Origin of the sequence: Nonlabens antarcticus, assembly GCF_015356755.1 — a bacterium.
GTDB classification, from domain to species: domain Bacteria; phylum Bacteroidota; class Bacteroidia; order Flavobacteriales; family Flavobacteriaceae; genus Nonlabens; species Nonlabens antarcticus.
In genome coordinates, this window is record NZ_JADFCO010000063.1 from 1 (window position 1) to 24,627 (window position 24,627).

At 35.7% G+C, this 24,627-nt stretch carries 25 protein-coding genes; 10 read left to right on the forward strand and 15 right to left on the reverse strand.

The window, feature by feature from the left end:
• Positions 1 to 453: 453 nt before the first annotated feature.
• The 7 genes from IQ282_RS04270 to IQ282_RS04300 all read left to right on the forward strand — a co-directional run bounded on the left by IQ282_RS04270 (position 454) and on the right by IQ282_RS04300 (position 6,512).
• Positions 454 to 798 carry a single-stranded DNA-binding protein gene (locus IQ282_RS04270; RefSeq protein ID WP_194850679.1) on the forward strand — a complete coding sequence of 115 codons (345 nt, stop codon included), beginning with the start codon at positions 454 to 456 and terminating at the stop codon, positions 796 to 798.
• A gap of 76 nt (positions 799 to 874) precedes the next feature.
• Positions 875 to 1,255 carry a DUF6876 family protein gene (locus tag IQ282_RS04275; RefSeq protein ID WP_070237383.1) on the forward strand — a complete coding sequence of 127 codons (381 nt, stop codon included), beginning with the start codon at positions 875 to 877 and terminating at the stop codon, positions 1,253 to 1,255.
• 11 nt (positions 1,256 to 1,266) lie between these two features.
• Positions 1,267 to 1,464 (forward strand): hypothetical protein, encoded by a 198-nt coding sequence (locus tag IQ282_RS04280; protein WP_115122621.1) that lies wholly within the window; start codon positions 1,267 to 1,269, stop codon positions 1,462 to 1,464.
• 431 nt (positions 1,465 to 1,895) lie between these two features.
• A complete protein-coding gene (locus tag IQ282_RS04285; protein WP_194850680.1) occupies positions 1,896 to 2,276 on the forward strand; it encodes a BfmA/BtgA family mobilization protein in 381 nt (126 codons plus the stop codon).
• An 11-nt stretch (positions 2,277 to 2,287) separates the two neighbouring features.
• Positions 2,288 to 3,319, forward strand: a complete 1,032-nt coding sequence (gene mobB / locus IQ282_RS04290) for a MobB family relaxase (RefSeq protein ID WP_194850681.1) — start codon at positions 2,288 to 2,290, stop codon at positions 3,317 to 3,319.
• Between the two features lie 5 nt (positions 3,320 to 3,324).
• Positions 3,325 to 4,905 carry a type IV secretory system conjugative DNA transfer family protein gene (locus IQ282_RS04295; protein ID WP_194850682.1) on the forward strand — a complete coding sequence of 527 codons (1,581 nt, stop codon included), beginning with the start codon at positions 3,325 to 3,327 and terminating at the stop codon, positions 4,903 to 4,905.
• 113 nt (positions 4,906 to 5,018) lie between these two features.
• Entirely contained in the window at positions 5,019 to 6,512 is a 1,494-nt protein-coding gene (locus IQ282_RS04300) for a PDDEXK family nuclease (RefSeq protein WP_194850683.1), read from the forward strand.
• 157 nt (positions 6,513 to 6,669) lie between these two features.
• On the opposite strand, the gene IQ282_RS04305 is transcribed toward IQ282_RS04300, so the two are convergent.
• From IQ282_RS04305 to IQ282_RS04340, 8 genes are all read right to left on the reverse strand, one after another.
• Positions 6,670 to 7,347 carry a DNA-methyltransferase gene (locus IQ282_RS04305; protein ID WP_052184290.1) on the reverse strand — a complete coding sequence of 226 codons (678 nt, stop codon included), beginning with the start codon at positions 7,345 to 7,347 and terminating at the stop codon, positions 6,670 to 6,672.
• Between the two features lie 103 nt (positions 7,348 to 7,450).
• Positions 7,451 to 7,813, reverse strand: a complete 363-nt coding sequence (locus IQ282_RS04310) for a hypothetical protein (protein ID WP_194850684.1) — start codon at positions 7,811 to 7,813, stop codon at positions 7,451 to 7,453.
• A gap of 6 nt (positions 7,814 to 7,819) precedes the next feature.
• Positions 7,820 to 8,656 carry a DUF4138 domain-containing protein gene (locus IQ282_RS04315; protein WP_194850685.1) on the reverse strand — a complete coding sequence of 279 codons (837 nt, stop codon included), beginning with the start codon at positions 8,654 to 8,656 and terminating at the stop codon, positions 7,820 to 7,822.
• 30 nt (positions 8,657 to 8,686) lie between these two features.
• Positions 8,687 to 9,616, reverse strand: a complete 930-nt coding sequence (traM, locus tag IQ282_RS04320; protein ID WP_194850686.1) for a conjugative transposon protein TraM — start codon at positions 9,614 to 9,616, stop codon at positions 8,687 to 8,689.
• Between the two features lie 52 nt (positions 9,617 to 9,668).
• Positions 9,669 to 10,283, reverse strand: coding sequence for a conjugal transfer protein TraK (locus IQ282_RS04325; protein WP_194850687.1), 615 nt, complete (start codon positions 10,281 to 10,283; stop codon positions 9,669 to 9,671).
• A 12-nt stretch (positions 10,284 to 10,295) separates the two neighbouring features.
• The gene (locus IQ282_RS04330; RefSeq protein ID WP_178987095.1) at positions 10,296 to 11,138 is read right to left on the reverse strand and encodes a hypothetical protein; all 843 of its coding nucleotides are present in this window, start codon (positions 11,136 to 11,138) and stop codon (positions 10,296 to 10,298) included.
• A gap of 2 nt (positions 11,139 to 11,140) precedes the next feature.
• A complete protein-coding gene (locus IQ282_RS04335) occupies positions 11,141 to 11,716 on the reverse strand; it encodes a conjugal transfer protein (protein ID WP_178987096.1) in 576 nt (191 codons plus the stop codon).
• 4 nt (positions 11,717 to 11,720) lie between these two features.
• A complete protein-coding gene (locus IQ282_RS04340; RefSeq protein WP_194850688.1) occupies positions 11,721 to 14,123 on the reverse strand; it encodes a TraG family conjugative transposon ATPase in 2,403 nt (800 codons plus the stop codon).
• A 29-nt stretch (positions 14,124 to 14,152) separates the two neighbouring features.
• Between IQ282_RS04340 and IQ282_RS15090 the strand changes: the two genes are divergently transcribed.
• Positions 14,153 to 14,377 carry a hypothetical protein gene (locus IQ282_RS15090; protein WP_194850689.1) on the forward strand — a complete coding sequence of 75 codons (225 nt, stop codon included), beginning with the start codon at positions 14,153 to 14,155 and terminating at the stop codon, positions 14,375 to 14,377.
• A 17-nt stretch (positions 14,378 to 14,394) separates the two neighbouring features.
• On the opposite strand, the gene IQ282_RS04350 is transcribed toward IQ282_RS15090, so the two are convergent.
• The gene (locus IQ282_RS04350) at positions 14,395 to 14,682 is read right to left on the reverse strand and encodes a hypothetical protein (RefSeq protein WP_008610937.1); all 288 of its coding nucleotides are present in this window, start codon (positions 14,680 to 14,682) and stop codon (positions 14,395 to 14,397) included.
• Between the two features lie 189 nt (positions 14,683 to 14,871).
• On the opposite strand from IQ282_RS04350, the gene IQ282_RS04355 reads away from it, so the two are divergent.
• On the forward strand, positions 14,872 to 15,510 hold the full coding sequence (locus IQ282_RS04355; protein ID WP_194850690.1) for an N-acetylmuramoyl-L-alanine amidase family protein: 639 nt from the start codon (positions 14,872 to 14,874) through the stop codon (positions 15,508 to 15,510).
• A gap of 153 nt (positions 15,511 to 15,663) precedes the next feature.
• The gene (locus IQ282_RS04360; RefSeq protein WP_194850691.1) at positions 15,664 to 16,794 is read left to right on the forward strand and encodes a cysteine desulfurase family protein; all 1,131 of its coding nucleotides are present in this window, start codon (positions 15,664 to 15,666) and stop codon (positions 16,792 to 16,794) included.
• On the opposite strand, the gene IQ282_RS04365 is transcribed toward IQ282_RS04360, so the two are convergent.
• From IQ282_RS04365 to IQ282_RS04390, 6 genes are read right to left on the reverse strand one after another with little or no spacing between them, the layout of a single operon-like run.
• Entirely contained in the window at positions 16,775 to 17,260 is a 486-nt protein-coding gene (locus IQ282_RS04365; protein WP_156115602.1) for a hypothetical protein, read from the reverse strand. The genes IQ282_RS04360 and IQ282_RS04365 overlap by 20 nt on opposite strands.
• The gene (locus IQ282_RS04370; protein ID WP_047550455.1) at positions 17,220 to 18,989 is read right to left on the reverse strand and encodes an ATP-binding protein; all 1,770 of its coding nucleotides are present in this window, start codon (positions 18,987 to 18,989) and stop codon (positions 17,220 to 17,222) included. The genes IQ282_RS04365 and IQ282_RS04370 overlap by 41 nt, the downstream gene beginning before the upstream one ends.
• Positions 18,990 to 19,001: 12 nt before the next feature.
• The gene (locus tag IQ282_RS04375) at positions 19,002 to 20,132 is read right to left on the reverse strand and encodes a phosphoadenosine phosphosulfate reductase family protein (protein WP_194850692.1); all 1,131 of its coding nucleotides are present in this window, start codon (positions 20,130 to 20,132) and stop codon (positions 19,002 to 19,004) included.
• Complete coding sequence (locus IQ282_RS04380; RefSeq protein WP_194850693.1) at positions 20,122 to 23,343, reverse strand: P-loop NTPase family protein; 3,222 nt, start codon at positions 23,341 to 23,343, stop codon at positions 20,122 to 20,124. The genes IQ282_RS04375 and IQ282_RS04380 overlap by 11 nt, the downstream gene beginning before the upstream one ends.
• Positions 23,336 to 24,199, reverse strand: coding sequence for a DUF4007 family protein (locus tag IQ282_RS04385; protein WP_047550462.1), 864 nt, complete (start codon positions 24,197 to 24,199; stop codon positions 23,336 to 23,338). Before IQ282_RS04385 ends, IQ282_RS04380 begins: the two co-directional genes overlap by 8 nt.
• On the reverse strand, positions 24,192 to 24,512 hold the full coding sequence (locus IQ282_RS04390) for a helix-turn-helix domain-containing protein (RefSeq protein WP_047550465.1): 321 nt from the start codon (positions 24,510 to 24,512) through the stop codon (positions 24,192 to 24,194). Before IQ282_RS04390 ends, IQ282_RS04385 begins: the two co-directional genes overlap by 8 nt.
• Positions 24,513 to 24,627 lie beyond the last annotated feature (115 nt).

Consider the following 24,627-nt stretch of genomic DNA (forward strand, 5'->3'; position numbering starts at 1 on the left):
TCACTCGAAAATCCTTAAAAACCGAACCGCTGCCTTACACATTTTAAGGGGTTTATAATGGATAAAGCCTTTATTGTTTTTCGGTACAGCGAAAAACAGGCACGACATAACCAATTCTAATGTAAACACAGCTGCTTATCTCGCTTAACTGTCGGTACGCTCAAACGCAACTGCGTTTAAAAGAATTGCTAATGCCCTTATGGAACTTGTCAAGACTGTACAAGTTTTAGTGAAAAATAAGGTTTCTACTTCCTTGAAATCCCCCGAAAAAAGCGGATTTACTACGTCGCAAACACACCTGATTTTACCCTAAAAGTCTGGACAAAACCCACTTTATCCATTGTGCGGTGCACAGAAGAAAAGAACAAACACCCCTTAAAATTTAATTCAGTTTAAAACAAATAGGGGAAATATAAACCAGTCTGTAACAAAGCAGACACAAATCTTTTTATTATGAGTACTATTAGAAATCACGTACAGTTAATTGGAAACGTTGGTCAAGAGCCAACAATCACGAACCTTGAAAGCGGTAAGAAAGTAGCCCGCTTCTCACTCGCTACAAACGAGTATTACAAAGACAGCAAAGGCGAAAAGCAAACGGACACCAACTGGCATACCATAGTAGCTTGGGGCAAGACTGCCGAAATTGTTGAGAAGTATATTGTAAAAGGCAAGGAAGTAGGAATAACGGGAAAACTTAAAACCCGAAGTTATACAACCGAAAATGATGAGCAACGCTACGTTACAGAAGTTGTAGCCGATGAAATCCTTTTACTTGGAAGCAAGAGCGACAAGTAATCTCTAAAATTAAGAGGGCGTAACCGTCGAAAGATGCGCCCTCTTTTTCATTATTAACTCTTTAAATCAAATTAAAATGAAAGCACAAGTTAACGAAATAAAAGAGCGATTGCAATATTTTACGGGAACAGAAATGTTCTATCAAATCCCATTATTGCGAACCCGTTTTACGGACGGATTGAAATATTTATCGGAAGTAGCAGAATGCTTTTGGCTCATTACGGACACGTCCGTAATCGCAAAAAGTCTGATGAACCGAAGCGAATTTGTAACCATCGATTTTAAAAGATTGCCCAAAGAAAAACAGGATTATTCTGGTTATGAAGCTGAGATAATTTACAGCGACGGCAACGATAATATTTTGGAAAAACACGGTTACAGGGCAACCGATTTCCCACTTGATGAACTGCGGTTATTTTTTGTAAATGATACGCTGATGTTACCAAGCGAATACTAAATTTTGAAGTTATGATTTACATTAAATTTCAAGATTTGAGCGAGGAAAAACAAGAGGAACTTTTACAGGTTTCGAGAGAACACGTTACACATATTTATGGGGAATCCATCCAAAAATATGTTGACGAAACTGGGGCAGATTATGATAGTTTGATAGATGAAGAAATGATTAAGAATTTATACACTTACAATTTCGTTTTCAATATCTGATTTCCCAATGATAATTTTAAAGCACCTCTAAAATTTAGAGGTGTTTTTGTATGTAATTAACATATAGTAAAGAAAAAAACGTATCTTTATTTCGCTGAAATTCAGCATTCAAATTTAAGTAGGGTTATCCACTTTTCGACTTTCGCCGATAACCCTACACATCGAAAAATAACATATCGGAAAATCATTTTCCCTGAAAATGGCAATCGGCTTTTTAGCCGGATTGTATGGATTTTTGCCACGCTTGCGCGTGACGAAAAGGAATAGCAAGAGGGTAACACGCTGCGCGATGTTTCGGATTCCTTTTCGTTTTCAAATAGCTGATAATCAGCGAATTGAACATATTATAATTTCCGGACAATCAACAATTTGCGACAAACGGGCTGTTAATGCCAATTTTTAGGGAAGATTTTGCGACAAATAGGCGAAATATGGACTCATTTATTGGAATTAGATTTAAAAAGGAAACCGCAAAACGTTTCCAAACTTTCTCACGCACTTACTTTAAATCGCACACCGAGGCGATGGCTACGATGCTCGATTTTTTCTTCTACAACGAAATATCGCCAAAGGAAAAATTAGGACCAACAGGGCGAACCATCGAAGCAAAACTTCTCAAAAGAATAAATGCCGTTATCGCCATAATGCGAGATGTAGAAAAGACACAAACCAAACCCACGGTGGCGATGATTCAATCCCTTTTTGAAATGGAAGAGCCAACTAAAAAACCGCTGATTGTAGAAAAGAAATATGCTGAAGAGAAGAAGGAAGTCCGCTTTCGCGAAAAGCAAAACCCGAGTAATCAGCTCTAAATATTTGAACTATGTATATCACAATCACAGCTCAAAAAATGGGTGGTAATTATAGCCAAAGTTCAGCGGATTTTGTAGGCTATTTAGAGAAAGAAAATGAAGGTTTAGAACAACGAGATATGGAACACTTTTTCAATCAATTTGGCGACGAGATTTCCGCTGAAGAAGTGGTAAAGGAAATCGATGGAAACACCGCAAAATTGAAAAAGAAAGAACCCAAATTTTATTCCATTACGGTAAGTCCTTCAAAATATGAATTACGAAAACTTCAGAACAATAGTCAAGATTTAAAAACCTACACCCGTGAGCTGATGAAAAATTATGTTGCCAGTTTCAATCGGGAAATAAATGGACGACCTATAACAATCGATGACATAAAGTACTATGCTAAAATTGAACATCAACGAACCTTCAAGGGAACAGATTTTCAGATTAAAGAGAATCAACCTTACGCTTCAAAAATTCTTCAGCTAAAAACTGAAATCCGGAATATTAAAGATGGACGAGCCGAAGGGAATATCAACAATATGAAAAAGGAAATTACCAAACTGGAAAGCCAAGCACCACATCAACAAAATGGAAAACGGATTGTCCAGGGAATGGCGAAAGATGGAAACCAAAGTCATATCCATATCATCGTGAGCCGAAAGGATGCATCAAACCGATTCAGCTTGTCACCCGGAAGCAAATACAAAGCTTCTGATGTAAAGTTGAATGGGGAAACCGTAAAACGTGGTTTTGACAGAGATAAGTTTTTTGAGAAGGCTGAAAAGACGTTTGACAAGAATTTTGGGTACAAACGCAACTTTGCAGAAACCTACAAAGCGCGAAAGGATTTTGTAAAAAATCCCAATCTCTATTTCGCTGCCTTGATGAAATTACCAGCTAATGAAAAGGCATTGGCTTTCAAAATGATTACAAAAACGGGATTGCCAATAGTGCCAAGTATTCCAGTAAGTCAAACGCAAATTGCACTTCGGGTTTTTAAACGGTTAAGACGTGGCGCAGAAGTGGCCATCAAATCAAGTTCAATAGGAATCTAAGTAATATGCAGATAGATAATGTCATAACTATACTCTCAATTATTGGTGTGGCCAGTATCGTTTCCTATGCAATGTTTCGAGTGAGCAAGTACGCACTATTCTTGAATTTCACAATGCTTTCGTGCTTAGTTATCTATTTAACCGAAGTGAACGAATTAGTATCGATACTGCTTTATCTGGTGTGTCCTTTAATGCTAATTAATATAGGATTATATGTTTTTTTGCATAAGACTGAAAATGCACAAAATAACGATAGAAAAAATCAAGTCAATTTTGCTACTACCAAGGGAAATTTCAAATTGGATAACATCAAAAGGGGCGCATCCATAATCGGTTCTGCGGGAAGCGGTAAAACAGAAAGCGTTGTTTATGGCTTTTTAAAACACTTCCGAAAAGAGAAATTTTGCGGAATAATCCACGACTATAAAGATTTTGAGCTGACCGAAATGGCATATCCACTTTTTAAGGATAGCGATATTCCGTTTAAGGTCATTTCCTTTGATAAAATTATTCATAGAGTAAATCCTATCGCACCACGCTATTTAGAGAACGAGGAAAGCGTAAACGAAGTGTCACGGGTGTTAATCGAAAACCTTTTAGAGCAAAGGGAAAGCGGAACAACTGGCACGACAAAATTCTTCAACGATGCTGCGGAAGGGTTGATTGGTGGTTTGATTTGGAAACTGAAAACCGACTATCCCAACTGCTGTACGTTGCCACATTTGATAGCCATTTATCAAATACTCGATACCGATAGCCTTATCCAGTTCTTGGAAACCAACACCACATCGAGAGCGATGGCAGATGCTTTTATTAGTGGGAAAGATTCGGATAGACAGACCGCTGGTGTAAAAAGTACTTTAGCCAATGCGCTGAAACGAATTAGTACACAACGTATTTTTATGGCACTATCCGCAGACGAAGTGCCATTGAACATCAATAGCGAGGAAAATCCTGCAATCATTTCGGTAGTGAACAACCCTAAATATGAGACATCCTATTCGCCTGTTATCGCCACAATTATTCACACCATTACCAAGCAAATGAGTGTGCGAAATTCTAAACCTTCATTTTTGTTGATGGAAGAAGCACCTACGATTCGTTTATTGAATATGCACCGTATTCCGGCAACACTTAGAAGTTACGATATTGCCACCATATATGTGATGCAGGATAAGATACAGAATGATATGATGTATGGCGATAAGGCAAGCAAAGCGATTTTGAGCAATCTATCCTACCAATTTTTCGGCAAGGTCAACGACCCAGATACTGCAAAATATTACGAGCGCTTTTTTGAAATTATCAAAGATCCCACGAAAAGCATAAGTCGAGGTCACAATTTGGATTTCGATACAAGAATTACTACTGGCGAAAAGGAAATTCCGAAGATTAGAGCAGATGTCTTTTTCCGATTGAAACAAGGCGAGTTTATCACTTATGCGGACGGCAAAGATAAAAAGGTGCAGTTTAGATTGTCTAAGATTCAACGACAGCTTCCAGAAGAATCAAGACAATATTCTCAGGCAGATTTAGCGGCTAATTTTGAAAAAATTTATAGAGATGTAAAATCTATATTTAACTAATTTAAAGAGTGATGCTATATTTAAAAATTATGATTTCGCTATTTTTGACAGGATAACAGTATATTTATGACTGGTAAAATAAGTTTTAAATTGTACTTATTTTAATGCTTTAAATGAAAATAGAGAACGCTGAAGAAATACAAGAACTAAAAGCAATTGTTGAAAAATTATGTAAAAAACATCATTTAATCATACAAATCGCCGAGGATAATTATTTTAAGATATTTACGGACCAATCCTCTGGTATTACACTTTTTCTTCAGTTAGATGAGAACCAAAATTTATCATTTTACTTTCTTCAGAGAACATACGATGTGTTTTATACTGGTGATAGGTCTGATGCGCACGTAGTTCTAAGTTTGATGTTTACAGCTTTCTTGAGGTTCTACAAGTCAGGAATTTCTTGTGAGCAATTTGATATTGCCCATCCTGCCGTTCAAGATGAAATATGGGGAAGGTATTTGGTGCCTATTCAAGTCCCAATTTTACACGGAATATCGACTGCTAAACAACTTATTGAAGTTGTCACGGAAATTATAGAAATGGTTGCATTTTGGCGAGAAAGCTTATGGTATTTTACTGGCTGCCCTTGTGATAAATGTATGAAAAATGAGAATATTGATAATTCAAATTACAAGTATTCACTTGAGGATATCGAAGATTTGTTCTCAGATTTGCATAGCATATCCAGCCGTAATAATTATGGGGACCGTGAACGACCTGAATGGGTGTATTTCTATGACATAGAAGAGGAAGTTACTATGATAAAATCAAGTAGCCTAGCAAAATTTCTCAAGGCAACATTGCAGTTGTATACAGATAAAACTGAACAGTTGAAAGGACAGAATGGGACATTCGTTCTAAGCGACAATATAAAAAATTTTGTTCACGATGATACCAACTCTGAAATGGATGAGTACTTTAAAAAAGTAAATACAAACGGTAAATTAAAAGGATATCCAGTTATTCCAATGGAAAATATGATTGTAACCGTTATGGATGATTACATCATTGCCTTAGGTAGAATATGTGGATTTGAAGAATATAAAAAAGAAAGGGAAATCATCAGAAAGCGGAATAATAGAGAGTCAGAACTTCTATTCCCGATTCCACAGTTCAAATGGAAAGAAAAGGTCTGTCCAGACCAATTTGAATTATTAGTTAAAGCACTATTGGAACGTGAACCAAATGTAAAAAGTGTAAGAAGACCGGCACCCATAAATCAAGGTGATAAGGGTAGAGATTTAATTATTGAGTGGAATGTAATAAATGAATATATGTCCGATACCGCACCGCCAAGAATATTGATTAAAGTTGTAGGGCAGTGCAAATCTGGAACATCTACAATTGGAAAAGGCAAGGTTCTGGACATTAGAGATACGGTAGAGACTCACGATTCTCAAGGATTTTTTTTGGCAGTTAATACTCAAGTTTCTGCACCATTAACCGAAAAACTTGAATCACTAAAGTCAAAAGGCTTATGGGTCTCTTGGTGGAATAGGGATGATATTGAGATGCGCCTTTCTAAAAACCAAGATTTAATTCCCAATTTTCCAAAAGTTATAACATCCAGGGACAAAATAAAATTTGTAGACAAAGAAGATTAGTTATAACATAACTGTCCTCACAATCTTAAGGACAGTCTTTGTTTAGAATTTTTAATCTTAGGTGGTCAAATAGGTGGTCAAATAGGTGGTGTAATAGGTGGTGAAAAAAGTGATTTAATTGATTCGATTGAATAAAATTTCAAACTAAAACGCGCTATTATAAGTAATTATCCATCCCAAATAATCTTGGTGAAGCACTTGCCAAGTTTTTTCGGCCATTGTTACAATAGTCAGCTTCAATCTCAAAAACAATACAATTCCTATTGGTCTGTTTACTGGCAATGGCTGTTGAGCAACTTCCGCCAAAGGTATCTAAGACTAAATCCCCAGGTGTTGTACTTTTTTCAATTAAGTAACTAATTAGCTCTACCGGTTTTTCTGTAGGATGGTTATTGTTTTTGGTTTTAGCAGATTTTAAAATATTACAATCGCGTTTACCATTCAATTTTTTACTTCCGTTACTGCAAAAAATAATCATTTCATACTTTGGTGCATAGTCGCCTTTTAGGTCACCAGTTCCGTGATTTTCCTTTTCCCATATTAGGATGTTTTTTATTCTAAATTCTTTATCAAGAAAAAACTTGAAGACTTCCACGTTATGCCAAGAGCAGAATACATAGAGATGCGCATTATTTTTACACACGCGCTTCAATTCTTTTACCCAATAATCTAACCAATCTAAGTTATCGTCGTTTGGCATTTTTTTATGCTTCTTACCTCGCTTATTACTTCTGTATTTGATGCCATAAGGTGGGTCGGTCAGTACCAAGTCTACACTACCATTAGCAACGGACTTAATACCGATATTCCAGTCTATATTTAGTATTTTTTGCATCTGTTACACAGATTGGTTTCGTTACAATTAGAGCATAGTTATAGCTATTCAGCACCAATAAAAGGCTGACATCACTTTAATAAATACAGAGAAATTAATCTATTTAAAAAGGCCCTTTTTCCCTCGGACCATTATGCGTGACCTTCCATTGGTCATCCTCTTGAACCAACTTAAAAACACCAGGTTTGCCATCATAAGATGTACTATATTTTACCCAAGTCGCTTCACCATCGACAGCTTCATCTAAGATGTCAACCTCGATTTCCTTTTCGGTGTCTGGTATCATATCTAATAACGTATTCAAACTGGCATATCCTTCTGATGTGGTATGCTTTTTTAGGGTAGATTTATCTTTTGAAAAGAAACTTTCCGCTACGATTGTTGCAGTTTCTGCGGGCGACAAATTTTTATTTCCTGAACAGGAAATGAATAGTAGTATTAACGAGCAAATAACTATTCTTTTCATAATATTCTAATTTGGGTTATTGATATATCTATGTGATATTTTCAGTTCTATGTTTCGTTCGCCATCTTTCTCGTTCAATTCCAAAATCGCTCTACGATCGTTGGACAATGAAAATTTAGGCATCACATAAACAAATCGTACCGTTTCACTTTCTTTGATTTTAGACGGCAGATTATGCTTGTATATCGGTTCTTGATAGAGACGTTGCAATGATTTTCTTTTCCCTTTTTGCCGAGTTTCAATCGAAAGGTTCAAGAAATTCAAATCGTAATCCAATGTAGAATTATTCTTAATTCGGATAACGAAGTAGAGTTCTTCTTTATCAAAAACAATATTCTCAATGCTCAAAATTACACCACTTTTTCGTTTTGTGAAGTAACCAAATCGTATGCCTCTTTCAAGAAGATACGAGCAGAATTTTTGGTAATAATAGGTTTTGTTATCTACAAGTTCTTCAGAAGATTCAACAAGCGTCGAATCAGTTACAATCGGTTTTTCATTACCGATACTATTTGATAGCGGAATGAAATAATTGAGCTTAGAGAGCTGCTTTTTATATCTTACAATATACGAAAAAATTGAACCATTTCTGTTGACTACCAGCAAATTACTTTCCTTCCCAGGCTTTGCTTGAAGAAGTCCAAAATACTGTTCTTTTTCACGATTGTATGTAAATACAAAATTATCTGAACCAGTAATACCTTGCCGTATAGGTTCTGGAAAGAATAGCGCAACGTTTTTGGTGTCGTTGGCATAGATTGTATCAAGCGGTATTGGTTGCTGTTGTGCTTTCGCGAAAGCGGAAACAATAATAAGCGCGGAAATAATGATATACTTTTTCATAAGAGTGCGTTTTAAATACCCAATATGGGCTCATAATTTCGGTTTTAAGATTAATCTGTAATTGTTCAGGACATTAACTTTTACGTTGCGGTTACTTCGTCTTAGTACTTTTGTAACGCCACCTACTTGCGGAACGGTAGGTATGTTGATATCGCCAATAATATCGTCGAGAACTTCGGTGGTGGCTTCTGCCCTAAAATTGTTCTGTACGTAGATGCCTTCGCTACCATCTGACAAATCAAAGGCTTTGAGTTTTGTAGGATGGTGCTTTATGTTTTCAATTTCGATTAGCGCCCGATTGGGCTGAAAGCTGATGAAACCGAAAATAGGTGTGTTCTCAGGCATTTCTTTACCATTGATTGTAGCAGTTTTGGTCAGGCGCATCCGCAATCTAGTATTCGCTTTTACGACTTGGTCGCCATCTACTACTACGTATATAGTTTCATCTGTATTACCTATGATTGAAACTTCATTGGGTTTTGGCGAAGCAGCAAAGAACAATTGATGTTCTAAGCCTAATTCTTTGGCTTCAATTTTTTCTTCCCTTTTTACTTCAGCAGAATCAATTTTTGATACCATTCCGCGAACAGTACTTCTCTGTCCCAAATTCTGGTATCGCTTTTCTGAATACTTAATCTTACCAGCTTCATAAATGCTATCTACGATACGCTCTTTTTCGCGTTCTGGAAGGTCTGGGTCGTAAAATCCCAAGGAATCAATTAGCTTTTCATCGTAGATGCTGGGTGCATTGTTTTCACGTACTTTTTTTAAGTCGTTGATTGCATCCAATTTGGAATCATACTCTTTTTGGCCTTCTTCTAAATCAGGAACTAAGGTCTGCTTAAGGTTTTCTGTTTCACTTTCATCATCGCCCATTACCATCATGGAATAGGAAATCAGAAATATGAAAATCACGGCCAATACCGCTGCAAATACTATCTTGTTTTTTTCTACTTTCATAATCGTGTTTTTTTTAAATGCCAATTACCTGCCCGAAGTCAGGCGGGTCGGCTCAACTTTCATCTGATATTTTCTTTAAGGTGTTTTCGAAATAGTTTGTAATCAATAATCCGTGCGGATTGTTCGGAAAGTTTCGGTCGACCATAATCAGGTTTCCGGTGGAAACCAATTCGTAGGTGTCGATGATTGAACCTCTATTGATTTCAAAAATGGTCGTCGTGGTAAAACTATACGAACCATTATTTTCAGTTATCCTTGAATCGATACTCAGCACTTTTTGAACCAATGAATACTGAAGTAATCTATTGTAAACACCATCGGCTTTTTTCTGGCGGTAGAGATTGTCCACGGAACTATTACCCAACCACAATGCCTTTTCCAAGTTGCGCTCGTAATTACTGGCATCGATGTTATAGAAGTAGTTGTGGAACAGATCCAAATGTGCCAGAGCTTCAACTCTAAAATTCTCTTTTTGAGTCACGAGCTTCAGCGGAATAATACTGCCATCGGTATTAATGGCAAAAGCACTATTGAGTGCTTTTTGATTGGTGTTGAATACCATCCATACTGAAAAAGTACTGGAAAGCAAGGCACACACAACAACCGCCAAAACGATAAATCGATTCAGTTTTAGGACATTGTAAATATTCTTATATGGTGTTTTCATATTTAATCTGATTTAGGCAGTAAATAATCTGAGTGTGAAGGATGTGGCACGTTTGTACAATTTGAATTTTAGGAAAACAATAAAGCCTACTGAGCCTAATTGAACCACAGGTGCAAAAAATCCACTTCCAACATCGGTGCCGAATAAATTCGTCCAAAAATTGGTGTTGATTTCTGTATAGAGCGCATTGATAAAAACGTTGACCAAAAAGAAGGCTGGTACGAGCATATAAACCGCAGCGTACAATTTGAAAAACGTATAGGCAAGTGAACGGAACTTTTCAAATACTGCCAAACTAATGACCAATGGAAAAAAAGCCTGCATTATCCCTAAAAGAAAAAAGCGTTCTGCCAAAAACAGCGGATAGATGAACAAATCCAATATCCACAGGAAAAGGCTAATGATAAAGGCAAATATTTTGAATCCATAAAGTGGTGTTACCAATGCTTCATATAATAGCGTCATAGCTGCCTTGGCTACTTCGATGATACTTACATCTTCTTCAATCGGGATGTCCTGCATTTGTAGGGGCAATAACGCAGGTGCAGTCCCTCTATATTGCCCTTCAATAGCCACTAAAATACCATCAAAAAATCCCAATATTTGCGTTGAAAATATGACTGCAATAACTATTGCAAAATTCTTGGCAAGTTCACCTGGACTTAATCCCCAAGTATATCCGTCCTTATCGGCAATGCCTTCATTGTATCTTTTAAGTATGTTGACCAGAAAAAATAGGACAGCAAGCGTTTTCATTCCGGCAATTGTATATTGCGAAAAGCTGCTGCTTTGTATAGTCTGGAACACCGTATCTATATATTCCAACCCAATCCCTAAAATTATAGTTGCTGTCATTTTTAATAGTTCGTTTCTCGATTATTTACTTTATCCTGCATTTTTCTGAAGGAAATAATATCACGATAGCGTTTCGTTTTTGTCTTTATATTGGAAACCATTTCATTTGATTCCTGTTCTTTCTGCTTCAAAACTTCAGCACGTTCAGCATCGCTCATTTTGAGATAGTCGCTCGATAGGACTTCATCGATAAAATCCACCGTGTCCAATGAGTTTTGAACTATGGCATCAAAAGATTCCACAACCCTTGAAACTTCATCGGGTTTAATATATGGCGAGTTAAGAATATCCTGTACATCGTTTTGCATTATATTGATAAGGCGCTGATTGTTTTGTCCAATTTCTTCAACTGCCCTAAGTTGTTGGACAACACTTGATACTTTCTCTATGGCCTCTTTTGCATCTTTCAGGAATTTTACAGACTTAATCATCTGAGCTGTCTGTTTACCTGATTCTATGAGCTGTTTAACCAAGCTGATAAAATTGGTATTGTCATAAGTTGGCATTCCCTGGCACGCAGCGCGTGCAGGCAATAAGAAGATGAAAGCTGTTGCGAGAATTAAAATTTTTGTTTTCATAATATTATGTTTTAGATGTGAATTGAATTATTGCTTTTTGCATATCGTTATGCTCATTGTAGAGCTTCATTATTTCCTCATTTTCCTGTCCATCGGTCAAGTAAGCGGCATATACTTCCTTCGGAACTTCGAGCCGGAAAATGTTGCTTTCCCGTCCAATTTTGATAAACATTTCGGTGTACTTGCGTGGACCAGAAAGGTTGTTTTTGATGGACTTTAATTGGTTCAAGTCGTGGCTGGTTAGGTTGAGCCTTTTGACCAATTCGTCATAGCCTTTTTCGTTATTTAAGCTATAAATGACTTGCGTGTTTTCGAGAATACTTGCTGAAGTTGAATTGTTGGGCAGCTGATTTATCGACTGAAGAATAATCCCAATCGCACCGTTTTGTTTACGGATAGCTTGATAGTAGAATTCTACACTTTCCAGTACGTTTTCAAACTTCAGTTGCTTTGCAAACTCGTCAAAGAGGATGATTCCCTTTTCGGCTCTGTTTTTCCAAATGGTTCTTTGTATAGCCGACTTAATCAGCTTCAACATTACGGAAAGGATTTCCTTATTGTCCTTGACTTCATCCAGTTCAAAAACTATCAAACGTTTGTCCTCAATTTTATAGGTCTGGTCTTCACTTACTTCAAACAGAAAACTATATAGACCATCGCCGACATATTCGGACATTACGTGCAAGAAGCTCGTAACATTGAAGTAGTCGGGATGGATTTTTAAGGTGTCCAGAAGGTCGTTCTGATTCCTTTCTATAAAGCTGTAAAAACCATCTAAAGAATGATTTTCTGAAGTGCTATCGTAATAATGGCGCAATATCTTTTTAACCGAAACCGATTGTGCTTTGGTCACTTTTAAATCTGAAGCGAATAACTCGAAAAGGAACACAGATAAGTCTTCCAACCGTTCTGGCGTGAGGTCATTAGTATCACTTATATAAAAAGGATTGATACCTAAGTTCTTTCCACTTTCGTAACGAAGCACCGTGTATTTTTCAGGGTAGAGTTTTGCAAACTTGGTGTAAGAGCCACCTAAATCAATGATGACCAAACGAACACCACTTTCAAAATACTGGCGTAATATGTTATTGGCCAAAAAGGATTTTCCTTCGCCTGTTGGGGCGAAAATGGCAAAGTTTCGTGCCTTGATGCGTTTCTTTTTTTCGTCCCAGACATCTTTCAGAACAGGAATATTATGTTCGCGGTCATTAAAGATAATTCCAGTAGCATCGCTTTTATAGTTGGTGTTATTAATGAATAGACAAAGCGCGTGTTTTAAATCAGTTACGTATAAATCATTATTCGAAAAATTGGATGAGAAGCAACAGTAACTATTCAGTATATAATTCTTACGTTCTTCGCCTCTCGGGTAATATGGAATAATATCCAGTTCCTTAAATTCAGTCTTTATTTTTGAAGTTATCTTGTCAAGCTCTTTGGCTTCCTTTGCCCAATAAACAATATTGAGATGTCCACGAATGATTCGTGCATTGTCATCGGCATTGATTTGGTCAAGGATGTGCTGAATTTTGCCAAGTACTACTTTATTCTGTGAACCGAAATTGGAACTTTTGTTGAGTTCCTCAATTTTCTTATCAAGTAGCTTGCGCCACTTCTGTTTGTCATCCAAATAAAGGATTTGATTGACAATGTGGTTCTCATTAAGCGTAAGCCCTAAGCCATCAATAAACCCTTGATGAAATACAAAATCGTCAGAAGTGAATTTCTCATTGGTCTTGCTACTCTGTACACTTTCGCCAAAGCACAGTTCGCTATTGATAGCCAGGGCATCAAAATGGTTTTCGCCAATATTGACGCTTTTCTTATTAAGTAAAATATCGGTATCATAGCCTTCATTAAAGCCATTGAAATAAGCACTTGTTAGTTGCTGTATCTCTTCCGCTTTAAGCGCAACAAAATTCATTTTTCGGCTATTGTTGATAAAGGAAACCGAATCACTAACCGAGTTGGCGAAACTCTTGATATTATCATCCAATTCCTGTACGATTCCTTTTGAAACTTTTCTGAAAGGGTTGACGTATTTCGGATTGTTGAGCGCCTTATTTTTAGTCAAGATGAAGAACAAATAACAGCTGTGCTCGATATGCCCACGCCCTTTAAAATGCTCGTGGGTAGCTTTTTCTAAAAAAGTAGAATTCGGAAGTTGTTCTGAAGAATAAGATTTCTTCAAATAGATATCCTGTTTATGGACTACAGTACCAACTGGCAATGACTTTAATGCCTGAAACCAAGCACCGTGCATATCCTCAAAATCCTTTTCGGATAGTGAATAGATTTCAGGTAGATTCCCTTTATAGCATAGTACAACATTGCCATTGTTGGCAAATACGATATTGTCCTGAATATCTACAATGGGTAGATATGCCGAAAGGTTAATCTTGTTCATAATCGAAGCCAGAGTTTCTTTTGTTACTAATGATTTGCGGAAATGCTTTTGCCATTTGGAAAAGCTGTGGATTGTGGGCTATCCGTGTCAGCGCCACATATAGGGAAGCATTAAAGACCAACACACCTATTATCATCCCAAAGCTGAATGAGAAGATGATGATGAGCAACGAAGCCAAAATGGAAACCATCATTAAGGCAAACAGGGAAATGGGCAATCCAAAAATGACCGCCCTTTTCCTGATATTTTTATAGACCTCGAAGCGTTTCATCTATACTACGATTCCTATTAAGTATGTGAAGATTCCGACTACTGCACCTGCAATCAATACAAATACTAAAACTCGGGTAATCCCCTTTTTTAAATCTGCATTTTCCCCAAAAAAATGTCCTGCGTTGAACAGGAAACCTACAAGGAAGATTACACCGAGTAGTATTGGAAAAATAGTTCGGATAGTGTCGCCAACATCATTAACTGAATCTTCAATGCCACCAATTTGAGCAAAAAGCGAAGTGGATAATAGCGAAAGAATGGATGCTAAATAGTGTGATTTTTTCATAACGGAAAAGTTTAAATTTTTAGTTCATTTTCGTTATTAGAAATTTACATATATTTGAATATAAATAGTTGAAAATCAAATATTTGTGAATAAAATATTATTTGAAATCAATTGAATTCGTTTGCTATTAATTAGCATCAAATTCTATTGAATTTTGAAGTGAAGTTGTTGATAACCCGAAAATTGAAAATGAAAAAAGTGCTCAAAAACGTCAGTTTTGTGATTTTGCTTCTAAAAATGTGTTTCATTTTTGGTCAAGAAACGAGTGCTCAAAAACGAATTGTAATTGATGTTGGACACGGTGGAAAAGATTCTGGTGCAATTGGAAAAAATGGTATCCAAGAAAAGGATGTGGCTTTGGATATTTCAAACGCCATTTTAAAGCTGAATAATGAATTGGAAAAACCTTTGGATATTTATTTGACCAGGTATAGTGATACGCTTATTTCATTATTGGACAGAACTAAGCTGGCCAAAGCATTAAAAGCGGATTTATTTGTGTCCTTGCATTGCAATCATTCAGATAACCCTAATGCAAGAGGGATTGAAGTTTACGTGGCAAACGCTACTTCACAGTATTCTGATGATTCTATTTGGCTCGCTTTTCAACTGCAAGGTGGATTAAATAGGAAGCTGGGTTTTGAGAGTAGAGGTGTGAAGTTTGCGAATTTTCAGGTGCTTCGAGAAACAATTGGCTATTGTGCCTCTGTACTATTGGAATTAGGGTTTTTGAGCAACATAGATGAGGAAAGTTATTTTGTTAAAGACATTAATCTAACGATGTTAGCTCATAGTTTGCTAAACTTTTTAAAACGAGTAAGTTTATGAAAAATATGTACACAGAAATTTTTGGAAATTTAAGACATACAATTGCATTATTTTTAAAAGAGATAGTTTTAATTGTAAAATCTATTAAAAAGAATTCTAAACTCAAAAAATAGATATTTATATTTTTAACTTTGCAGTTGTTATTTGAAGAGAGTGAATAAAGAACCAATTTATTTTGATTATGCGTCAACCACACCCGTAAAACAAGAAGTTTACGAGGCAATGTCCCCATACTTTCTTGATCATTATGGAAATGCATCTAGCAGTACTCACAGACACGGGTCAATAGCTTCTAACGCGATTGATAAAGCAAGAAATCAAATTTCTAAACTTGTAAACTGTAAAGAAAATGAGATATTTTTTACTAGTGGTTCAACTGAAGCTATCAAGCTGGCCATAAGTCAAGTTTTCTACAACAGTTTAGATAATGGCAACCATATTATCACATCAAAGGCAGAGCACAAAGCCGTTTTGGATACGTGCAAGGATTTGGAAAAAATCGGTGCTCAAGTAACCTATCTTGATGTAGATGACAACGGAAAAATAGATATAAATTTACTGCAACACAGTTTTGTTGAAGACACAATACTTGTGGCCTTAATGCACGTTAACAATGAAACCGGTGTGATTGCCGATATTGATGATATTGGTGCTATTTGCAAGAAGAAGAATGTTCTGTTTTTTACGGATGCAACTCAATCTTATGGAAAACTTCCGCTGAATTTCCAAGAGGAAAACATAGATTTATTATGCTTTAATGCCCATAAAATTTATGGGCCTAAAGGTATCGGTGGGTTATTGGTTAAAACAACAGCCAAAACAAAATCGAATGTATTGGTTAAGCAACTAATTGAATCGGTCAATTTAGGAACTTTAAATGTACCAGGAATTGTTGGTTTAGGAAAAGCAAGTGAACTTGCGATGACAGAATTAGAAAGCAATTATAATAGGATTCACCATTTGAATAGTTATTTGCAAGTAGAACTGTATCAATCTAAACGAGCAGCTGTTAACGGATTATCAGCTAGTAGAAGTCCTTACATTCTCAATATACAACTTATAAATCAGGACGCTGAGTCATTTATCTTAAAGAACAAAAATTCAGTTTCGGTGTCGATGGGTTCTGCCTGCAACTCTAGATTAATAGAACAATCTCACGTTCTTAAAAGTATGGGATTGAGTAAGGAAAAAGCAGATAGTAGCATCAGGATAAGTTTTGGAAGTCCCACAACTCAATCACAATTAGATGTTTTGCTCAATGCTATTAAAAGCGGGAATAATTAGTTTCAAAAGATTCTACTATTGAAGCAGCTAATTTCTTGATTCTCGAATTCCCAGTTCTAGGACTCAACCTTACCCAAGAAATAACATCAAAAGTAGGGTTGAGTTTTCCTCGCAATAATATAAGTTCTTTCTGTACAAGGTATTCTACAGCCTCTCTATAGGATTTTTCTACAGAGGTGAATTCTCTTGATTTTGGTAGTGGAAAAGATAAAAGAAGGATGTCATCAACATCATTGACTTCGTAGCCCTTAGCTTCATTAAATCGCTTTCTGAGAGTCCCTGTTCTGTTAAAATGAGCACCCGCTCTTCCAATTGTTCCTGTATAACTATTGGTCATTCCCACGTACACTATTTTGTGTTTTTTCGAAAGCCAAATATAGATATAGGCTTGGTCGGCACCATTGAATGCGCCGAGGATACTAGTTTCAAGCATACTTCTCGTCGCTATAATTTGGCGGTAAGTCATTTTCTAGTTTTCTGCACATATTAGCTAGAAATTCTGATACTATTCTTCTGGACTCTCGCAAAATAACTTTAAGGTCGTCGTACTCATATTTTCCAATATTTTTATAGGCGTATAATTCGGAATCGGCAAACTGAAGCATCATTAAATCAAAGAGAATCTGTAAATCTCTGTTCTCTGCATTATCCTCATAGATTAATCTTGCAAACCGATGAATTTTATTAATCCTTACACAGTTACCTAAATCGGTATCATAGTAAGGTTCCCAAAGCAGATTGTCTTCAACAGATGATACCCTGAATATTTTAGTGAGGTTAGCGTTCTTTTCGCCTTTAATGGCCTCTTCCTTTTCGTCTTCTGTATAGTCATCGTCAACAGTATCGTCCACTTCTTCACCCTTATCCTCTTTCATCATTTTAATTATCCACTTGATTTTTGAGGTCATATCATCGGTTATCGCCTTTAATCGTTCTAAGGCTATTTCCTCATCAGGTAGGTCATCACCTGGCAGAATCTCTATCTGTTCAAATTCATCTAATAGCTTATTTGCGATTTCATTAGGTGCTTTATTTATAATGTCACGACTAATCTTTCCGGCATTTTTCCAAGCTGCTTTGCTTTTGCTTTTGGCTTCTTTGGTAAAATCGCTTATGTTCCTAAATGCTTCTTCAGAAAGAGTCAGCGAAGATTTTTTTACATCAATATTAAAGAAATCGTCTGCCTCGTCATTGATGAGTATTCTTCCCCTAAAGGCATAAAAATCTTGGTCGTATGGGATTATGCCTTGTAGGTTTGAAGCCCAGGATATGAGTCTTTTATTTCTGTAAACATAGAAACCGTAATTACCAGCCTCAATTAAATATCTTTCGCGAACTTCTTTGTCTCTTGATTCGCCTATATTTTTAATTCTATAGATAGGTGGATAGGGAAGTTGGGTAATTTCAATAGTTACATTTATTTCAAGTTCATCATCAAGAGTAAGCTCTTTTGGTTTTTCTATCCAACGTACTTCAGTTCCATCCCATTCATTTTCGTTCAAATTTCCATTTTCGTTGGCTTCAGATATAAACAATGGGTCAATTGCATCAATTTTTTTATCACCAATGGTAATATTCACACCGCTTTCAGAAAGGAAATAGAAATAGATTACACCAACTTTTGTCTTAAGTTCTTTAATGGTGTTTCTGACACTTGGATGGTTGTTTAGTCTAATTTCAGAAATGATAATGATGGTACCCTTACCTTCTTTTAGATAGGTTTCAATCAGTTCAGATTCATTCTCTTCAATTTCAGTCTTTTCAGCAAAATATTCTTTTGCTTCCATTACTTTTGGTAGAGAGACTTCATACTTGTTAAATCCCGTTCCATTTGAAGAAATAACTTTAAGTACATCACCTTGCGAAAAAGAAGCGGATTTTAGGCCTAATCCAAATTTCGATAGCGATTTGTCATCATAATGGTCATCTGTTGAACCGAGTTTTAATGCCTCTTCAATTGCACCTTCATCCATACCATCACCATCATCTATGATGATATATTCCTTGACATTGTTCCTTTTATAGTCGGAAAAGTCTTCGCGTTCTTTTTTGATTAAGAGGTTTATATTATTTGCATTAGCCCTTACAGAGTTATCTATGATGTCGCAAATGGCAGCAGAGGTTGTATAGCCAATTCTGCTCAATCCAAATAGAAGCCTACCGGCATCTATGGATAAATCAATTTTATCACTCATAATATTTATATTTTAAATGAAACAACTGGCACAACCAAGGCCTTCTGCTTCAATAATTTCATCTTTCCAGCTGTTAGTGTTCCTTTTACTTAGTTGCCTTCTCATTCTAGTGAAATGTTCTTTCTTGATTGCTTGAACACGTTCGGGTTTGGATAGTTCCTCTAATGTTTCAGTATCCATCCAGTTGTAACCATCCTTTTCATATTCTTTGGCTTTATCGAATAGGGCAGGGTGGTTTTCAAGTAGCCAGACCCATTCTATTTTCTGCTGGTAAAAACAAAAAAAGCAACCAGACCTGCTACGTGAGTAAGTGCCGGTTTCTAATTTACCGTCAATTTCTACTTGGTATGATTTTTTTATGTAGTATGCAGGTATCCCAACACCACTATCATCGAGTATTTTAAAAATATCATCCAATACTAAAACTTCATCATTCTCTATTAAAGGGAAATCGTCTAAAAGCGCTATGGGATAATCAGTATTTTCTTTTAGATAATGAAAAACAACTCTATTGAATAATTTGATATCGCTGTTTAAAAGGAATTCTAATTTCTGTCCTTGCCGAAAGTTTGGTGAAATAGGCTGGTTGACTCTCTTGAGTATATCTTCTTTTAAATGACTTGGACTAAGATTGTCATAAAGCCTTGCTACTTTTGGAATATTATTATTAGCCAGAACTTCTTTTATAACATCTTCACTCCAGATATTTTTTCTAAATGGAAAAATAGATTGAACGTTGGTTTTTTTAGATATGTAACCCTCTCTGTTTTCATCCCCTCGAATCCCTACATATGATATTGTGGGTTCATCCCCAATATATTTTTCAAACGGTTCTAATTTTAGCTTTTTTGTGCACCATCTTGCAGTTGATGAGGGAAGATATCCGCCGTATTCGGCCAAGAAATGGTCAAATGTGGTTTTATAAGGGGTCTCTTTTTCTGGTTCGACAGCAAAAATTGTTTTGATGTCCTTGCCCAATTTACTGTTTAGAGCTTCAACAAGCTCATAGGTCTCTTTTAACTCTTTCCCTGTGTCACAAGAATAATATTCTACATCCAAATCTGGATATAGGTTTTTGAGATAAAGCGCTAAGGCAGCACTATCTTTTCCGCCTGAGATACCAAGTACGTGTTTAACTTTCATCGTGCAAATTTTTTAAATATCTAATAATAGCAGCTGCGCTCAATTTTTCATTTTTGGACAACACCTTGGCCAAATCTTCCTGTAGTTTTGAAACGTACTTTTCGTCTGAAGGACTTAAAACAATATTTTGCTTTACCGTTTTACCAGAAACATCCGTGAATTGAAACTGTACCACTTCATTATCTACATCATCCGCCAAAGAATGTAGCTCTAATAGGTTGTCTAAATTTGAAAAAACCTTTCTTGTGTTATCCATTAATAGCGCTTCGTCCTCATCATTCATTTTTTCAACTGACTTGCCAAGAATCACATCGGCAATCGATTTTAACCAAGAATCACGTTCGTCAAGTTTAGACATTATGCGGTTAAGGAAGACCTTTTCCTTTTGAATCAACAAATGCGGTTTCAAAGACTTATAACGCGCTTGAATTTTGCTTTTGTAGGTAGTGAAATTATTACTATTGAAGTTTAAAGTGTCGCAAATATTCTCTTCAAATCTGTTTAACAACCCTTCGTAGGCAATTCGTATTTCATTAATGGAATCGTTTAAGCGCTCAATAAAACCGTTTAGAATTTCAGCATCATTTTCTTCGAGGTTAATGTTTTTGTAGCCTAATCCTTTTGGTATTTCTGATAGTAGTGCATTCTCTGGGTCTTTAGCGGAAGCAATAGCATCCCTTAAACCTTTAGACGATGGGCTTAATCGATTGGTTTTTTTAACGTATTCGGGAAGTGCATTATAAAATGCTATGAAACTACTGAAAATAGAAATTAGCGAACTTTCTGGTTTATTGCTTGACGCATCAACACCAGTAATTTCTTTATATTTATTGAAAAGGTTCAGCCGGACACCTTCAATTTTATATGATTTCAATTCATAATCAGAAGGTTTTTTGTGTACAAGGTCAAGAACCTCACTTGTTAGGTAAGGTACGTACCCAGAAGCTTTATGAAATAGTGCATAGTCTTGATTTTTGATTATGAGAAATATAGGAATCCAAAAGTCTATAAACCCTTTTTTAAGTTTAAATGGTTTTTTGGATAGTGATTCGTATAGTTCTGACAAGTTCTTTTTAATATGTTTTGAATCCTCTAAGAAATTTTCACAATGTAACCAAAGAGGATTAAATGTAGGATCTGTAGGTTCGGTTAGGATATACGCGTTGTTATGAGCTCTGTGAATTCCGGTCTCTTTTAAAAGCCCTAAATAAATAGACTTCTGTGGTGGAAACTTGCGGTCATCATAATTTAAGTTTTCCTTTTCACTATGCTCAAGCAAATCCTTCAATAAATTTTTTCTTGCGGTTAAAACAGGGGTGCTTAAGTATTCCTTGTTGACCATTTCATTCAAATATCGAGGTGTCGAAGGGTACTCTTTTTTTGATATTTGAGAGAGATTCCTGTTTAAGGAAACTTTTGAGTCAATCTTGAGTTTTTTACCATTGTAGAACCAGTCTGCGTTAGATTTTTCATAGATGCCGTGCTCTAATAGTTTTTGTAATTTTTGTACTTCGTAAGCCTTTTCTTCGGTTAGTATTTTCTTGACCACATTATCTTCTGAGTACTTTCGCAATACAAAGTCCATCTTTTCAATCTCGTATATACGTGATTTTACAAACTCGAAGTTTTTGAGAACTACATATAGTTGTGCTGGTTGTTGCGTATCGTTATTTTTTAAATCTTTTAGCTTTATATCCTTATTAAGGATTATATGCACATAACCGTCAATTTCCCCTTCTGGATTAATATTTTCAATATGATTAGATATGTTTACTTTAAAAAATCTTGGTGTACCTATTTCAAAATAGGCTTCCTTTGCAAAGTGATATTTTTCTTTAAAGTAATGTTTGGTTTTTGAAGCAATATTGATAGCAGTGTCGATATGGGAATTAGCATCTATCAATTCCTGCTCTATATCCACGTCAGTTCCGTCAATGAAGAAAAACTTATTACGATAATTATAGAACTTAATTATTTTTTGGCTTATTAATTTTTCAATGTATTGCTCAGAGTCAGGAATATTCAATGCATATTTTCCATAATATTCTAAGAAAGTTTTATCGAGCTTACCAAAAGACTTTGCGAATAAATTTACCAGACCTATGGTTTTTATGATTTTTGCCAAGTTCTCATATCCAAAATCATTAATAGCTTCAGCTTTATCCAATGCCTTAACAATTGTGTTCCATTGAGGCTTATGAGGGTTTGAATATCTGTCTTCTAATTCGCTTGTTAAATGAAGCGTTAGATAATCAAACACATCGGCTACACTAAAAAAGGTGTGGTTGTCCTTATCTATTTTATCAAAGAAAACTTGACTATTTGCCAAGAAAGAGAATAGAGACCTTTCGTTCTGGCCATACTTTTGCAAAGTCTGAGCTAAAATATTTGCCGATAAAATATCGAATGGATAAAGCTTATTGGCTAAATCGTAGTTCAGCGTTTCTGAATTACTTACGAGCTTGCTCTCGTTTATTTTATTGAATAAATCCTCGAACCCAATGTCTTTTGGTCTTTCAATTTCAAGGTCTTCTATTCTGGCTGATGCCAAATAAAGTAACTGTTCAATAGGTTCATCGAACGAGATATCAATTAGTCTTCCTTTTACCTTATCCCATTCATTCTTTTGGTTTTGAGATAAATTATTGGCATAGGAACCAAAATTTTGATGCAGCGTTGTAATTAAAATGATATTTCTATTGGAATCATTTGCCAACTCAGCTAACTGTTGTATAAAGTACAATTCGCTATCCGGATTATGTTTGGCTGCATATTCAAGAAATTTACCAAACTCATCAATCAACACAACTAATATTTCATCTTTCTTTCTAAGCGATGTAGCTCTTTTGCTTATAGTATCGATAAGATTAGAATTGGATGTGTTTTCCTTAAGCTTAAAAGAGTTTTTTAATACGTCTGTTAAAGGCGAAGCTTCACCAATAATTTTTAAAAACGAAAACTTTTCAAATCCTTTAAATTGCCCATTAAGATTAGCAAAGTAGGGCTTCTTGTCGTTAAGATTTTTTTCTAAAGCCCAAAGGAAGCTGGACTTTCCTGTACCATATGAGCCAATTATATTAAATGAGTGATGTCCTTGCTGAAACCCAGTCACTATTCTTTCAAAAACATTTTTTGCATTGGGTGTAACAACGTAATTAATGTCATTTACGACATCACGTTCAATGTTTGTGGATGTTGTAAATTTATGCATCGTAATATTGCTCTAATATGTCCCACTTATTAGGGATATTTTTAATTTGTAATTCTTTTCTTCCCGCATCCTTTTTATAAACAACGTCCTTAAAAGTTTCTGAGATTTCCTGTATCTTGAGTTCCGTGCCTTCAGAAGAACAAGCGAATACATCGCCAATTTTGTTATGTATTTCATCAAAGCTTATAGACGTATGTTTTGGGAATTTATCTAAGATTAAGAAGTAAAATATTTCTTTGGCTATCTCTGGTCTTTCGCTCACTTTTAATTGAAAAACAGAACCTTCCTCGGTATCGGTAACTTTAGTGATTAAATTAAGGTCAATAAAAATGGATGATAAATCATCTTCCATATCCTTTATGTTCTTATCAGCTAAATAATATGTTTTTATAAATACCTTAATGTCGTTTTTTAAAGAGTTTTCAGCTATCGAAGTTTGATGGTTACTCGCTGCCCTAAGTAAATAACGAAGTAATTGTTGAGTGGTAAATTGTGAATTAACCCTACTTTTTCTAAATTCTTTGAAAACTAAAGGAAAAATAGATGCTAAATTGGTATCTAACAATTTATAATGCAACAACCATAAGGTTCCTTCATACTCTAAAAGTGGGTCATATCCTGTATTACTATCAAAGATTTTATTGGCAAAAACAGTTGTTTGGCCTTCCTGATTTTTTATACCGAAAGCCTTCAGCCAGAAATTTATGGACATTACCATATTTTTCCCAACACCTAAAGCTGTTACGGCATCCGGATTTTTGAAAGACTGACCGGTAGAAAGATAATCGTAGCCCTTCTTCAACCAAAAATGGCGACAGTGAAATGTTTCGTGTCCTGTGAATGTTAGTTTATTCATTTATTTTCGATTCGCCGTTTTTATTTTTTAAATAAATCAATTTGTCTTTACATTCAACCAAGATACTCTCTGGGTTTTCTTCTTCTAAAAGGGAAAACACCACTTTATCGGTTAAATATCTTTTTTCCAACTCAGATACGGAAACATCAAAAAATGAAGCAAAATTAGAAAGAAGCCCTCTTTTAGGAAGCCTCTCATTTCTCTCGTATTTACCAAGTGTGGATTGGTCTATGTCTACCGCAGCCGCAACTTTTCTTATAGGTAGATTTTTCAATTCCCTCAGTGTTCTGAGATATTCACCCAATGTTTCCATCGCCGTTGAATTTTATTTTAAAGACAAATATTGTCCTTACAAAAATAGGATTATTTAGGCCATTAACAACTATTGAGATGAGATATAATGACTTTATTTCTGCTCTGTGATTATT

Bases quoted from the DNA above. Each gene is read 5' to 3' on its own strand.
- IQ282_RS04365 (WP_156115602.1), bottom strand. From the start codon at position 17,260: ATGACTTACCGCCAAATTATAGCGACGAGAAGTATGCTTGAAACTAGT.
- IQ282_RS04305 (WP_052184290.1), bottom strand. From the start codon at position 7,347: ATGCAAAAAATACTAAATATAGACTGGAATATCGGTATTAAGTCCGTT.
- IQ282_RS04280 (WP_115122621.1), top strand. From the start codon at position 1,267: ATGATTTACATTAAATTTCAAGATTTGAGCGAGGAAAAACAAGAGGAA.
- mobB (WP_194850681.1), top strand. From the start codon at position 2,288: ATGTATATCACAATCACAGCTCAAAAAATGGGTGGTAATTATAGCCAA.
- IQ282_RS04370 (WP_047550455.1), bottom strand. From the start codon at position 18,989: ATGAGTGATAAAATTGATTTATCCATAGATGCCGGTAGGCTTCTATTT.
- IQ282_RS04350 (WP_008610937.1), bottom strand. From the start codon at position 14,682: ATGAAAAAATCACACTATTTAGCATCCATTCTTTCGCTATTATCCACT.
- IQ282_RS04310 (WP_194850684.1), bottom strand. From the start codon at position 7,813: ATGAAAAGAATAGTTATTTGCTCGTTAATACTACTATTCATTTCCTGT.
- IQ282_RS04285 (WP_194850680.1), top strand. From the start codon at position 1,896: ATGGACTCATTTATTGGAATTAGATTTAAAAAGGAAACCGCAAAACGT.
- IQ282_RS15090 (WP_194850689.1), top strand. From the start codon at position 14,153: ATGATTTGCGGAAATGCTTTTGCCATTTGGAAAAGCTGTGGATTGTGG.
- IQ282_RS04270 (WP_194850679.1), top strand. From the start codon at position 454: ATGAGTACTATTAGAAATCACGTACAGTTAATTGGAAACGTTGGTCAA.
- IQ282_RS04300 (WP_194850683.1), top strand. From the start codon at position 5,019: ATGAAAATAGAGAACGCTGAAGAAATACAAGAACTAAAAGCAATTGTT.
- IQ282_RS04385 (WP_047550462.1), bottom strand. From the start codon at position 24,199: ATGAATAAACTAACATTCACAGGACACGAAACATTTCACTGTCGCCAT.
- traM (WP_194850686.1), bottom strand. From the start codon at position 9,616: ATGAAAGTAGAAAAAAACAAGATAGTATTTGCAGCGGTATTGGCCGTG.
- IQ282_RS04390 (WP_047550465.1), bottom strand. From the start codon at position 24,512: ATGGAAACATTGGGTGAATATCTCAGAACACTGAGGGAATTGAAAAAT.
- IQ282_RS04330 (WP_178987095.1), bottom strand. From the start codon at position 11,138: ATGACAGCAACTATAATTTTAGGGATTGGGTTGGAATATATAGATACG.
- IQ282_RS04315 (WP_194850685.1), bottom strand. From the start codon at position 8,656: ATGAAAAAGTATATCATTATTTCCGCGCTTATTATTGTTTCCGCTTTC.
- IQ282_RS04295 (WP_194850682.1), top strand. From the start codon at position 3,325: ATGCAGATAGATAATGTCATAACTATACTCTCAATTATTGGTGTGGCC.
- IQ282_RS04375 (WP_194850692.1), bottom strand. From the start codon at position 20,132: ATGAAAGTTAAACACGTACTTGGTATCTCAGGCGGAAAAGATAGTGCT.
- IQ282_RS04380 (WP_194850693.1), bottom strand. From the start codon at position 23,343: ATGCATAAATTTACAACATCCACAAACATTGAACGTGATGTCGTAAAT.
- IQ282_RS04340 (WP_194850688.1), bottom strand. From the start codon at position 14,123: ATGAACAAGATTAACCTTTCGGCATATCTACCCATTGTAGATATTCAG.
- IQ282_RS04275 (WP_070237383.1), top strand. From the start codon at position 875: ATGAAAGCACAAGTTAACGAAATAAAAGAGCGATTGCAATATTTTACG.
- IQ282_RS04355 (WP_194850690.1), top strand. From the start codon at position 14,872: ATGAAAAAAGTGCTCAAAAACGTCAGTTTTGTGATTTTGCTTCTAAAA.
- IQ282_RS04335 (WP_178987096.1), bottom strand. From the start codon at position 11,716: ATGAAAACAAAAATTTTAATTCTCGCAACAGCTTTCATCTTCTTATTG.
- IQ282_RS04325 (WP_194850687.1), bottom strand. From the start codon at position 10,283: ATGAAAACACCATATAAGAATATTTACAATGTCCTAAAACTGAATCGA.